At 39.2% G+C, this 10,826-nt stretch carries 14 protein-coding genes and 23 tRNA genes; 6 read left to right on the forward strand and 31 right to left on the reverse strand.

Annotation, left to right across the window (positions count from 1 at the left end; translation table 11 throughout):
* Position 1 precedes the first annotated feature (1 nt).
* Genes EKM65_RS07885 through EKM65_RS11300 form a run of 4 tightly spaced genes read right to left on the reverse strand, consistent with a single transcriptional unit; the run spans position 2 to position 2,645 of the window.
* Positions 2–1,936: an AAA family ATPase gene (locus EKM65_RS07885; protein WP_125607309.1), complete on the reverse strand. Its 1,935-nt coding sequence runs from the start codon at positions 1,934–1,936 to the stop codon at positions 2–4.
* 36 nt (positions 1,937–1,972) lie between these two features.
* Positions 1,973–2,155 carry a hypothetical protein gene (locus tag EKM65_RS07890; protein ID WP_125607311.1) on the reverse strand — a complete coding sequence of 61 codons (183 nt, stop codon included), beginning with the start codon at positions 2,153–2,155 and terminating at the stop codon, positions 1,973–1,975.
* Positions 2,156–2,157: 2 nt separating this feature from the next.
* A complete protein-coding gene (locus EKM65_RS07895; protein ID WP_125607312.1) occupies positions 2,158–2,469 on the reverse strand; it encodes a DUF771 domain-containing protein in 312 nt (103 codons plus the stop codon).
* Between the two features lie 11 nt (positions 2,470–2,480).
* Positions 2,481–2,645, reverse strand: coding sequence for a hypothetical protein (locus EKM65_RS11300; protein WP_164506871.1), 165 nt, complete (start codon positions 2,643–2,645; stop codon positions 2,481–2,483).
* A 61-nt stretch (positions 2,646–2,706) separates the two neighbouring features.
* On the opposite strand from EKM65_RS11300, the gene EKM65_RS07900 reads away from it, so the two are divergent.
* Complete coding sequence (locus EKM65_RS07900) at positions 2,707–3,297, forward strand: hypothetical protein (RefSeq protein WP_125607313.1); 591 nt, start codon at positions 2,707–2,709, stop codon at positions 3,295–3,297.
* On the opposite strand, the gene EKM65_RS07905 is transcribed toward EKM65_RS07900, so the two are convergent.
* On the reverse strand, positions 3,238–3,528 hold the full coding sequence (locus EKM65_RS07905; RefSeq protein WP_125607315.1) for a hypothetical protein: 291 nt from the start codon (positions 3,526–3,528) through the stop codon (positions 3,238–3,240). The genes EKM65_RS07900 and EKM65_RS07905 overlap by 60 nt on opposite strands.
* A gap of 99 nt (positions 3,529–3,627) precedes the next feature.
* The gene (locus EKM65_RS07910; RefSeq protein WP_125607317.1) at positions 3,628–4,416 is read right to left on the reverse strand and encodes a phage antirepressor; all 789 of its coding nucleotides are present in this window, start codon (positions 4,414–4,416) and stop codon (positions 3,628–3,630) included.
* A 50-nt stretch (positions 4,417–4,466) separates the two neighbouring features.
* On the opposite strand from EKM65_RS07910, the gene EKM65_RS07915 reads away from it, so the two are divergent.
* Complete coding sequence (locus tag EKM65_RS07915; protein WP_125607319.1) at positions 4,467–4,679, forward strand: hypothetical protein; 213 nt, start codon at positions 4,467–4,469, stop codon at positions 4,677–4,679.
* Here the strand turns inward: EKM65_RS07915 and EKM65_RS11570 are convergent.
* Complete coding sequence (locus EKM65_RS11570) at positions 4,665–4,787, reverse strand: hypothetical protein (RefSeq protein WP_263853618.1); 123 nt, start codon at positions 4,785–4,787, stop codon at positions 4,665–4,667. The genes EKM65_RS07915 and EKM65_RS11570 overlap by 15 nt on opposite strands.
* A gap of 11 nt (positions 4,788–4,798) precedes the next feature.
* Positions 4,799–5,014 carry a hypothetical protein gene (locus tag EKM65_RS07920; protein WP_125607321.1) on the reverse strand — a complete coding sequence of 72 codons (216 nt, stop codon included), beginning with the start codon at positions 5,012–5,014 and terminating at the stop codon, positions 4,799–4,801.
* A 276-nt stretch (positions 5,015–5,290) separates the two neighbouring features.
* On the opposite strand from EKM65_RS07920, the gene EKM65_RS07925 reads away from it, so the two are divergent.
* The 4 genes from EKM65_RS07925 to EKM65_RS07940 all read left to right on the forward strand — a co-directional run bounded on the left by EKM65_RS07925 (position 5,291) and on the right by EKM65_RS07940 (position 8,540).
* Positions 5,291–5,698, forward strand: coding sequence for a helix-turn-helix domain-containing protein (locus EKM65_RS07925; RefSeq protein WP_125607323.1), 408 nt, complete (start codon positions 5,291–5,293; stop codon positions 5,696–5,698).
* 4 nt (positions 5,699–5,702) lie between these two features.
* On the forward strand, positions 5,703–6,164 hold the full coding sequence (locus tag EKM65_RS07930; protein WP_125607325.1) for a hypothetical protein: 462 nt from the start codon (positions 5,703–5,705) through the stop codon (positions 6,162–6,164).
* A gap of 35 nt (positions 6,165–6,199) precedes the next feature.
* On the forward strand, positions 6,200–7,171 hold the full coding sequence (locus EKM65_RS07935) for an SHOCT domain-containing protein (RefSeq protein WP_125607327.1): 972 nt from the start codon (positions 6,200–6,202) through the stop codon (positions 7,169–7,171).
* A gap of 193 nt (positions 7,172–7,364) precedes the next feature.
* Positions 7,365–8,540, forward strand: a complete 1,176-nt coding sequence (locus tag EKM65_RS07940; RefSeq protein ID WP_125607329.1) for a tyrosine-type recombinase/integrase — start codon at positions 7,365–7,367, stop codon at positions 8,538–8,540.
* Positions 8,541–8,760: 220 nt separating this feature from the next.
* Here the strand turns inward: EKM65_RS07940 and EKM65_RS07945 are convergent.
* The 23 genes from EKM65_RS07945 to EKM65_RS08055 all read right to left on the reverse strand — a co-directional run bounded on the left by EKM65_RS07945 (position 8,761) and on the right by EKM65_RS08055 (position 10,824).
* Positions 8,761–8,845: transfer RNA gene (locus EKM65_RS07945), tRNA-Leu, on the reverse strand.
* A 30-nt stretch (positions 8,846–8,875) separates the two neighbouring features.
* Positions 8,876–8,946: transfer RNA gene (locus tag EKM65_RS07950), tRNA-Cys, on the reverse strand.
* A gap of 37 nt (positions 8,947–8,983) precedes the next feature.
* A tRNA-Gln gene (locus EKM65_RS07955) sits at positions 8,984–9,055 on the reverse strand.
* 8 nt (positions 9,056–9,063) lie between these two features.
* Positions 9,064–9,136, reverse strand: a tRNA-His gene (locus EKM65_RS07960).
* A gap of 13 nt (positions 9,137–9,149) precedes the next feature.
* Positions 9,150–9,220, reverse strand: a tRNA-Trp gene (locus EKM65_RS07965).
* Positions 9,221–9,225: 5 nt separating this feature from the next.
* A tRNA-Tyr gene (locus tag EKM65_RS07970) sits at positions 9,226–9,306 on the reverse strand.
* Between the two features lie 5 nt (positions 9,307–9,311).
* Positions 9,312–9,384: transfer RNA gene (locus tag EKM65_RS07975), tRNA-Phe, on the reverse strand.
* A 6-nt stretch (positions 9,385–9,390) separates the two neighbouring features.
* Positions 9,391–9,464, reverse strand: a tRNA-Asp gene (locus EKM65_RS07980).
* A 3-nt stretch (positions 9,465–9,467) separates the two neighbouring features.
* Positions 9,468–9,541 (reverse strand) — tRNA-Met (locus EKM65_RS07985).
* A gap of 11 nt (positions 9,542–9,552) precedes the next feature.
* Positions 9,553–9,642, reverse strand: a tRNA-Ser gene (locus EKM65_RS07990).
* Between the two features lie 39 nt (positions 9,643–9,681).
* A tRNA-Glu gene (locus EKM65_RS07995) sits at positions 9,682–9,753 on the reverse strand.
* A 20-nt stretch (positions 9,754–9,773) separates the two neighbouring features.
* Positions 9,774–9,861, reverse strand: a tRNA-Ser gene (locus tag EKM65_RS08000).
* A gap of 2 nt (positions 9,862–9,863) precedes the next feature.
* Positions 9,864–9,937: transfer RNA gene (locus EKM65_RS08005), tRNA-Ile, on the reverse strand.
* A gap of 10 nt (positions 9,938–9,947) precedes the next feature.
* Positions 9,948–10,018: transfer RNA gene (locus EKM65_RS08010), tRNA-Gly, on the reverse strand.
* A 17-nt stretch (positions 10,019–10,035) separates the two neighbouring features.
* A tRNA-Phe gene (locus EKM65_RS08015) sits at positions 10,036–10,108 on the reverse strand.
* Between the two features lie 6 nt (positions 10,109–10,114).
* A tRNA-Asp gene (locus EKM65_RS08020) sits at positions 10,115–10,188 on the reverse strand.
* A 3-nt stretch (positions 10,189–10,191) separates the two neighbouring features.
* Positions 10,192–10,265 (reverse strand) — tRNA-Met (locus EKM65_RS08025).
* 46 nt (positions 10,266–10,311) lie between these two features.
* Positions 10,312–10,385: transfer RNA gene (locus EKM65_RS08030), tRNA-Ile, on the reverse strand.
* Positions 10,386–10,393: 8 nt separating this feature from the next.
* Positions 10,394–10,467 (reverse strand) — tRNA-Met (locus EKM65_RS08035).
* A 20-nt stretch (positions 10,468–10,487) separates the two neighbouring features.
* Positions 10,488–10,561, reverse strand: a tRNA-Pro gene (locus EKM65_RS08040).
* 5 nt (positions 10,562–10,566) lie between these two features.
* Positions 10,567–10,640 (reverse strand) — tRNA-Arg (locus EKM65_RS08045).
* Between the two features lie 14 nt (positions 10,641–10,654).
* Positions 10,655–10,740, reverse strand: a tRNA-Leu gene (locus EKM65_RS08050).
* 12 nt (positions 10,741–10,752) lie between these two features.
* Positions 10,753–10,824: transfer RNA gene (locus EKM65_RS08055), tRNA-Gly, on the reverse strand.
* Positions 10,825–10,826: the final 2 nt, after the last annotated feature.

The raw sequence follows: 10,826 nt of genomic DNA on the forward strand, positions 1-10,826 counted from the left end.
ATTATTTCTCCTCTACTCTAAGTTGTTCATCTTCACTAACAATTAACGCAATCTGCTGCGCTTCGGTTGGCATAATGTCATTAACTGATTCAGCATTGTCGATAAAAATTGGCGCTTCAATGTGATATTTCTCAGATAAAACGTTGATAATATCCAAACCGGCATTAATTTTTGCTCCAGAATTCAGATCTGTTGAATAAGGAACACCGTTAACAGTAGCCTCTGCAACATCTTTAATCTCGCCGTTCTTTTGAACATCAAACAGTTTGAAATTAACTTTCTTGAACAACGAATTAATCTTGTCTTCAAGTAAATGTGCCTTAACGCGAGTAAACTCTTGCAAGAGATAATCCTGGCCATCAAGCTTTTGAGCAGTGGCTTTTAAATCAACTTCTTCTTGCTTAAGTTCTTCAATACGAGTCTCTTGAATTTCAACTTGTTCAATTTTTGATAACTCAGCATTAACTTGTGCCAAACCGGCTTGTTGAGATTCTAGTTCTGTTTGTAATTCTTGAAGATGATCTGAATTAATTTCAGCTTTATCAGCACTCTCAAGCGACTTAATTTGAGCCATAATTGACGCGTAGTCGTCTGTGTCTTCAAACGCTGTAACTTGTTCGTTTGCTTTGTTATATTCATCTTGCAAGCTCATAAGACGTTTTTGAGCATCGAGATAATTCTTATTCGTTGAATCTTTCTCAACAGTTGCTTGCTTAATTCCTGCTTCGGTAATTGCAATATCTTGAGCAGTTTGTTTACCATCTTTAATCAACTCAGCTAATTTAGTTGAATGATTAACATTGAACTCTTTACGTAAGTTTTCAGCTTCGCCTTCTTGTAGCGGCTGATGACAGGTGGGACAAATCAAATCTGATTCATTAAAAGCAATATTTTTCTCATAATGATATTGATCTAACAAATTTTGTTTTTCAGACTTCAAACGTTCTAATCTAGAAGATTGAAGCTGCACCGAATTAGTCAATTTCATCAGCTGCGAATGTAATTCGTTAACAATATCTTGTTGCTTGTTTACATCAGTCCGAAGACCAGAAAGCTGTAAATTAACTGATTCTTGATAGGAGCGTTGTTTGATTGTCAGATCAAGTTTAAGTTTCTCAATCTGCTTGCTGCGATCAACATCAGCATCCAAAGAATTACGATGGCTAATTTGTTCTTGTAAGGCTGAAACTGTGTCCTGATAGACTTCTTTCATTCCAGTTAACTCATGACGATCGGTATTCTTCATCAGTTCAGGCTTGGCCCGTTCTGCCTCATCAATTCTGGCCGGAATACCATCAATTTTCTTCTTAAGTTCTTTACGCTGATATTTGATGGATTCTTTAGTATCACTGATAGAGTGGCCGCCTAGAATTTCTGTTAGTCCTTTCAAATTCTCATCGCTATCAATAACTTCTTGATCCGTTAAATCACTGAATAGATCAAGCAATATTTTGCGACGGTTCTTCATATCCAAACGATTAAAAGCAGCTGGATCAGTAATTAATCGGAACAATTCTTCATCGACTAATGCCCTTATTGCAGTCTGATATTCGCCGACCTTTTTTGGGATTGAATCAATCATTAATTGAGTAATATCAGACTTACGAGTTCGTTCTAACTGGCCTTTCGGCTGAACCCAGTTCTCTTTAAGCTCCCGTCTAAATGTGTGCTGAACACTGTCAATTTCAAGAATGGCTTCAACAAGTGGCTCAGCTCCGATAATTTCTTGGTTATTGGAATCTAATGGTTTGGCATTAAACTTGGTTACATCGCCTGAATTCTTGCCAAATAGCAGCCAAGTAAATGCATCAAACAATGTTGTTTTTCCAGTCGCATTTTTTCCGAAAACTCGAATATCATGACCGTTCGGCTCTAGCTTGAAATCTTTGACACCTTTGAAATTATGAATTTCAAGGCTTATCAACTTAATTTCCATATGTTACAATCTCCTTGAATGTATTTGTTTTGGCTACTACTCATGGCGGTGAGTGGTAGCTTTTTTTGTGTTCTTTCCGAAGAATACTTCTTGGTTAACGATGATCCACATGAACATTGCGCCAAATAATAAATCACTAAAACTTTGACGAATTCCTACTGGAATAACCATACCGATTAGTAACGTGATAATTACTAGTATTAACTTGCTGTACTTCATAATTAATCCCACCCTTTTCCTTGAATCTTGCTCCAGTTCTGATCAATCCAAAAAGCTATTTCTCGTGCTTGGATCTTATATGGAGCGTTTGACTTTTCATCATTACTCGCGGCCGGAAACTTAACTGGACCGCCGTATTTAACATCAAGCACACGACGATTGGGCTTTAGTACATATTTGCTAACAAACTTTGTATCGCGTTTAACCATTTTTGAAACTTCGCTCAAGCCCCATGTGATGCCGTAAAGATCAGGTCTTACAAATTCCGGCACTTTTGGAAACTCCAATTGATTTTGTAACTTCGTTCTAGGCATAAAACTACCTCCTAGTTATTAATCATTGCTGCTACTTGTTGTGCCGAATGTTTAGCTGCTTTTTCAGACCAGACAGTTAATTCGTTCTCGTTCAAGTAGTTTGCTGTTGCTTCAACGTAGCAACGGGCATTGCCATATGCCTGGGCAATATAACTGATTTTTTGTTCACGATTCATTTGTGATGTTCCTTTCATGGTGGGATAATTTGTTTATCTCAATATAAGGTGGTGATACAAGATGAAAATAGATAAAGCTTTCGAATCCCTTTTTAAAGAACTTGAAAGTATATCAACTGAATACATTGTTATTCGTAATGGTGTACAGGCTGGAACAATTAAGGGAGCAATTTTAAAGGACCATGAAATTCAAACCATTCCAGGAATAAAAATTCTAGATGGTGATGAATTAAAAACAGATGATCAAATTTTAGTTGCCGACTCTATACAGCCTTTGCCAGGTCCTAATGGAGAAAATAACGGTTATTTGATTAGATATCTGACACAACGAGATATAGCAAATCAGGAAAAGCGTGTAGGAATTTCAGTTGGTACAATCAATGGAGATGCTGTTGTCTCAAGCGGTTCAAATAACACGATTAATTTCAAATCAACTGATTTATCAACGATTAAGGAGTTGCTTGATTCTAAATCTGAAATTTCTCAAGAAGAAAAAGAAGAGTTAACTCAGCTTATTGAAACTATCATTAACAACAACATGCCCGTTTCCAAAGGGTCTTTTGGCAAGTTCAAATCAATTTTTGATAAATATTCAGATGTTGCCCTTACTGTTAGAGCCTTTATCATTAAGTGGCTTTCCACGAAAAACTAATCTCTGGTCAAGTTGGAGCGGAATTGTGCCAACCTGCATACCACCAAAAAATAAATTTAAGCTCCAAGGTGTCTCTTCACTTGATTTAGAATCAAGTGTTTGCTTTTGTTTCAAAAAAGTTTCGATTTTATTTGTAATCTCAGCCACATTAACCCCGCGTTCCTTGCTACCGCAAATAGCTTGGAGCGCATTTTTGATTTCTGCTGGCGTACCTTCAATTGTTAATTTCATTTACTAATCTCCTCTGAAATCATTTGTGGTCCATTTTGATCAACAATAAAAAGTTCAATGTGTTAACAATCAGATTTAATATCAAAACAACGGTTAGCATTACTCAGCCTCCTGAATATCTAAATCCTGTTCAATGAGCGGCAGGTAGTTATGAAGTTTTAACAACTCATACAAGCCTAACCGCCCTTTTTGTGTCCACTTAGTATTAAGAACGGCCTTTTCAGTACCATCTTTACGTTTAACCATCGTCGTTTCTGATTGTGTCCAGCCAGTCGTTTGATATTTGGAGTAAAGTAGCCAAGTCTTACCTTGTTTGTATTGAACTCCTAAGCGGTGCAGCAAGTTATTCATTGCTGTTCCACTCATGCCGTAATCCTTAGCAATTACTGAAATAGCAACTAATGCTTTATTAGACAAAATACGATCGTAGTATGTTACCTTAGGCTTCATTTCTTGAACTTGTTGTTCTGCGATTAATCGGCCAGTTCGTTCTTCTTTAAGCTGAGTGGCCAGCTTGATGATTGTGTCTGGATCAGTAAGAACCTCTTCAATTTTTTGATTGGTTAGATATGCACCGTGCTTGCGAATAGTCGGGAGCACTTCGCTTGTAACCCAACGTTTAAATTCTTTAGCACTTGGTAGCTTGCTTGAAAGAATCAAACTATACAATCCGGATTCGTTGATGACTGTCATGTTGCGCTTTTGACCTGATGCACTGATATGGTGCGTTAGCTTATCTTCATCATCTACGTGATTTCTAATTGCATTGTCAGAGCGTTCATACCCAAGAATATCGGCTACATCCTTGCCAACAAAATATGGCTCATTATTAATTGATAATGTTCTGACGCTATTTCCTTTGAAATCAAAATTTTGTAGTTCGCTCATTGTGATACTCCTTTCTATTTGAGATAATTACCTCGAAAAGAGGTGATTACATGTTAGATATTCATTTGAAAGATCAGACAGTTGTTTCTGTCTCAAAATTTGAAAAAGTCGTATATTCCATGAGTGGTTCACGATATGAACTGAGCTCTGAGCAATTTGACTCTTTCAGAATTTTTGATGCAGCAACATATAACTTTGAAGGTTCAAATAAAATTTCGGTCCGCGGCGATCAAATTTTATTCGTAGAATTAAGCAATAGTTAATACTCGTAGAAGTTCTGAAATGGCTATTATCATTTCAGGACTTTTTTCATCATCGGATTGAAGATAATCTTTTGAAAAATTAATTGCTATAGTTTTTAATTCGTCCATTCCCTCACCTCCTAAAGTCCGTATTTCTTTTGTAAATACTCGTAAATATCATTAACTAATGATTCGGATGCATTGGTAACTGATTGTGCATTCAAAGATAAACTTACAAACGTTCTAGATTTGCCAAATTGTTTTGCCAAAGTAGTTTGTGTTTCTTGCTTTTTATGAGAACCTAGCCAAGAAAGAATCGCTTTAGCACGTTCATTTGTTTCTGTTCGAATAAACATTGTTAGCCTCCTTTGTATTTTTTGTTAAATATTGTTAAGAAAATTTTTCTAGAATACTTGTTTTTTCTATAATTAAGTTCTAGAATGAAAGCATAGTTAAATAAGCAACAAGTTACTATTCATCGCCCTCCAAGTTGATTAATAGCTATTTTTGTTTGCTTTAGTTAATAACAATATTTCTTAACAAAGATTATTCTAGAACTATTTTATAGATTTGTCAAATTAAATCTAAAATTATTTTCTAGTATTTTTGTTCAAGAGCGAAAGGATACTACTATGACGCTGTTTGAACGCACAAAAGAACTTGCAAAAAAGCGAGGTTTCTCCCTAGCTGAGGTTGAACGTAAGGCAGAACTTAGCGAAAATTATTTATATACCTGGAAAAGAACAGATAATCCTCGAAAAGGCAGCTTAGAAGCGGTCGCACGCGTTTTAGGTGTTACTCCGGAATACCTGCTTAATGGCAATAAGGAAGATAGCTCAAAAAACGAGCCCACCCATATTAATGTGGATGAGATTGTTGAGAATATGGGGTTACTGACTTCGCGAAAGTATGCATTATCTGATGAGGATCGCGCCGCTATCAGCGCAATGGTTAAAGGATATTTAGAAACTAAAGAAGGTCAGGATCGTTTACGCAAATATGGTAACTACAATTCTGATGGTTCTCGTAAAGAAGAGTGATTGTGTGATTTATTCTTGTTTAGATGAGGCATTAAAGGACATTGAATCAACCAACATATTTTCAGTTGAAGAGCTGATTAAGCATTATGATATCTCAGTTAATTACGGCGCAATGACTGATAACATCGATGGTTTTTCCGTCCCCTCGGTTCGTGCTATATTTATTGATCAATGGTATGCAGATAGACCAGAAGCCAGTTATCCACTTGCCCACGAACTAACGCACTGTTTATTAGATGATGAGGCTTGTCCACTGATTAACGACTCTTTTACTTTTGATAGTAAAGTCGAAAACAATGCTGATATTGGTGCTCTATATTTATTAGCTAGACAATACAGCAATCTTAATGATGTCGACTATAAGGATATTGCACCGTATACGTTATTAGATAGATATTCTGTTTCAAGTAAACATTATCTTCAATCAGAAATTGCATTGCGTAAATTATGTAAAATCATGGCATAAAAAAATACCCCACTCGTGGGCCGAGTGAGGCATTGATGATAATTAACACAAATATATTATATCAGAATAAGTCTGATGTTGGAGGAATAGCTATGGGATTCTTTGACAAAGCAAAGCAAGCACTAAAAGAGTCAGTTCAAGAAGGCCAACAAAATGTTAAATCATCAATTCAATCACAGACAGAATTAATTAATAAAACTACTCAATCATCAACATCTCGATTAAGCAATAAATTAGAGGCAATACAAGAACAAGCCAATGAAGCGGCAGCTAGACAACAAAACGAAGTTGATGAGATTCGATTGAAGAAAGCAACAGCAAAAGTTGATCGGGATGTTTTACCAGATATTGATAAGGAACGGGTTATTGGCAAGGCACCAGTTTATTTTCAAAATAATTATTCAAAGAAACTAGTTGGGGCCACAATAATAACACCAAAAATCTATCAGTTAGATGACTCAACAGTAACTTTCTCTTTGTCACACGCTATACTTTTTGAGTTAATAAGTATGAGTTTTGCTGGACCAGTCTACCATGAAGAAACTATTCAGAAAGAACTCTCTCCAGCAACTAAAACAACAGTTAAAAAGAAACATCATGGTATTGCTGGGACAGTTATTGGCACTGTTCTTGCCCCGGGTGTTGGAACTATCGCTGGAGCGGTAGTTGGTTCACATACCGGAAAAGATAAAATTACGGATGGACATGCAGCGAAAGTTTCAACATCAACAAAACAAGTAGAAGACGGTGCACCACTAACGCTTGAATTAAGACGCTTGGACAACGATGAACACATCACTTTAGTCTTAGCTGCACGAACAAAAGATTATGACCGCATTCGCAGTGAAATTAAAGTACCGGAAGTCAAAGATGATAATGACGAGCATTCCGAAAGTATTTCTGATGAAGCAGTAAATCAATTGAAGAAAATAAAGGATCTACTTGATTCTGGAATATTGACACAAGAAGAATTCGATACAAAAAAGAAACAAATTCTAAATCTATAGTCCATTCTTCCACTCTGGTGACTAGCATTGGTTCGATTCCAATGGTGGATCTAAACCAGTCGAAATCGACGGGTTTAAAAAAAGCTATATCCCCTAACTTTGGCGAGTCGGGATATAGCTAAACGTCAAAAAGTGTACTTAAGTACGCGCTTTTTGTGTACCCTAATTTTAGCATTTTAAGGAGGATTTATCTATGACAGTTTTTAAACGTAAAGATAGAAAGGAAAAGCCCTGGGTATTTCGATATAAATATATTGATTCAAAAGGTAATGAAAAAACAAAGAATGAATCTTTTGCTACTAAAGCCCTAGCCAAAAAAGCAGAGGCAAAATTCATTGTTGACAGCGGTGGTGCTGTAAAGATCGATCCATCTATTACAGTCGCCGATTATTACGATGACTGGGTTAAAACCTTCAAGTCTAAATCAGTCTCAGCTAATACTATGAGTAAGTATGCAACTTCTGGAGTTAATATTCGCAAATATTTCGGTAATACTAAGATGGTTGAACTAACACGTACACTCTACCAGCAATTCATTAACTGGTACATTGATGATGATTATGGCCATAAACATTCTAAACAGTCTGTTGAGAAGCTTCATTCTCACGCACACCAAGCAATTCAGGAAGCAGCTATTGAAGGATTAATTACTCAAGATGTTGCACTGAAGCCCCAGCTAGGTGGTCAAGATGGTAAACCGGCTTCGACTAAGTTCTTAGACGAAGCCCAATTTGAGAAGCTTCGTGACTATGCTAATAAGTTTGCTGATCCATCAAGAATTGGATTAATGATGACTCAATTTGCAATTTATACTGGTGCTCGTATTGGCGAGATTGGTGGGATGACGTGGGATGATATTGACGAGAAGAATAGCACAATAACAATCAATAAGACTTATCAATATGCAACATTTAAGCCGGAACGTGACAAAGATAATCGTGTTAAGTGGCCAGATAATCGCAAAAAAGTATTTGGCCCAACTAAAACTGCTGCTTCTGTTAGAACTATTGCTGTTAGTCCTACTTTAATCAACAGCTTGCATACGCTCATATTAGCCCAGAAAATCAAAGTTAAAGATAACCCCTATCATTTACTCTTCTTAGGACCAGACGGCGTACCACCAGCAAGCAATGATGCAAATAAGGAAATGAGACGCGCCATGAAGCATTTGAAGATTGAGAAAGATAAGTTTACCTTTCATGGACTACGCCATAGTCACGGAAGCTATTTATTAAGTAAAGGCGTTGATTTGAAATATGTATCTGTTCGACTTGGTCACGAAAATATTGGAATTACAATTAAAATTTACACTCACGTATTAGATCGATTCAAAAAAGAAGAAGAAATAAAAGCTGTTCAAGTTTTGTAACCAATATGGAGGCTGTAACCCTTGCGACACAAAAGATTGGTAGATATTGAGTTACCCGATTTGTTAACCAAGCACCAAAAAATACGCTTCTGGTTAACTTTGGTTAACTTTGTTACTCCGAACTCCCCTTAACTATACTTTAGGCAAAAAAATAAACGTTGATTTCTCAACGTTTATCGCAACTCTACGTTACTCAACTTTACTTGAATAACACTATGTATACCGGTGATCGGGGTCGAACCGATACGCCCTCAACGGGCACTGGATTTTGAGTCCAGCGCGTCTGCCTATTCCGCCACACCGGCAAAAAAGTATTAATGGCTCAAGCAGGCCAAAGGTGGTAATCGGATTTGAACCGACGATAAGGGTTTTGCAGACCCGTGCCTTACCACTTGGCTATACCACCAACAAATATAAAAATAGTTAATCGCAATGTTAACTAATTGGGTTAGCTGGATTCGAACCAGCGCATGATGGAGTCAAAGTCCATTGCCTTACCGCTTGGCTATAACCCAATAAAAAGGGCGGTATGTGGGGATCGAACCCACGTGTGCCGGTGCCACAAACCGGTGTGTTAACCACTTCACCAATACCGCCATAAATTGTAAACAGGGATAGTAGGAGTTGAACCCACATCAACGGTTTTGGAGACCGCTATTCTACCATTGAACTATATCCCTATTGATGGAGGAGAGTGGATTCGAACCACCGAACCCGAAGGAGCGGATTTACAGTCCGCCGCGTTTAGCCTCTTCGCTACTCCTCCAAAAATGGCGCGGGACAGAATCGAACTGCCGACACATGGAGCTTCAATCCATTGCTCTACCAACTGAGCTACCGAGCCAAACTACGGTCCCAACGGGACTCGAACCCGTGATCTCCTGCGTGACAGGCAGGCGTCCTAACCAACTAGACCATGGAACCATATTGCGGGAGTAGGGTTTGAACCTACGACCTTCGGGTTATGAGCCCGACGAGCTACCAGACTGCTCCATCCCGCGATAAGTATAAAAGGAGGATGTGGGATTCGAACCCACGCGCGGTTTGACCCGCCTGACGGTTTTCAAGACCGTTCCCTTCAGCCGGACTTGGGTAATCCTCCAAAAGCTGAAAATATAAGAGTATTAAATTGATAATACCATGACCCGTACGGGATTTGAACCCATGTTACCGCCGTGAAAGGGCAGTGTCTTAACCACTTGACCAACGGGCCATACTAAAAATTAAAGCTAACGGAGAAGGAGGGATTTGAACCCTCGCGCCAGTTTCCCGACCTACACCCTTAGCAGGGGCGCCTCTTCAGCCACTTGAGTACTTCTCCAATGGGCCTAAATGGACTTGAACCATCGACCTCACGCTTATCAGGCGTGCGCTCTAACCAGCTGAGCTATAGGCCCATTTGCCACAAGCGGGTGACGAGAATCGGACTCGCGACTACAGCTTGGAAGGCTGTCGTTTTACCACTAAACTACACCCGCACTACCTATTCAGTTCATGGCGCGAGACAGAATCGAACTGCCGACACATGGAGCTTCAATCCATTGCTCTACCAACTGAGCTACCGAGCCAAACTACGGTCCCAACGGGACTCGAACCCGTGATCTCCTGCGTGACAGGCAGGCGTCCTAACCAACTAGACCATGGAACCATATTGCGGGAGTAGGGTTTGAACCTACGACCTTCGGGTTATGAGCCCGACGAGCTACCAGACTGCTCCATCCCGCGATAAAATAATAAACTAAAATACTTTTCCAAAATCCATCAAAAATGATGGACCTTGTAGGACTCGAACCTACGACCGGACGGTTATGAGCCGTCTGCTCTAACCAACTGAGCTAAAGGTCCAAGTAATATAGCGGCGAAGGGGATCGAACCCCCGACCTCCCGGGTATGAACCGGACGCTCTAGCCAGCTGAGCTACACCGCCAAAAAATATTATCATGGAAATCGGGAAGACAGGATTCGAACCTGCGACCCCCTGGTCCCAAACCAGGTGCTCTACCAAGCTGAGCTACTTCCCGTTCTATGCACCCAGTAGGAGTCGAACCTACAACCTTCTGATTCGTAGTCAGACACTCTATCCAATTGCGCTATGGGTGCATTCTTCATTATAATGCCGAGGACCGGGATCGAACCGGTACGGTGATCACTCACCGCAGGATTTTAAGTCCTGTGCGTCTGCCTATTCCGCCACCCCGGCGTTTATAATGAAAGCGGAAGACGAGATTCGAACTCGCGACCCCCACCATGGCAAGGTGATGTTCTACCACTGAACTACTTCCGCAT

The sequence above is a fragment of the Lapidilactobacillus bayanensis genome, from assembly GCF_003946695.1.
Classification (GTDB): domain Bacteria; phylum Bacillota; class Bacilli; order Lactobacillales; family Lactobacillaceae; genus Lapidilactobacillus; species Lapidilactobacillus bayanensis.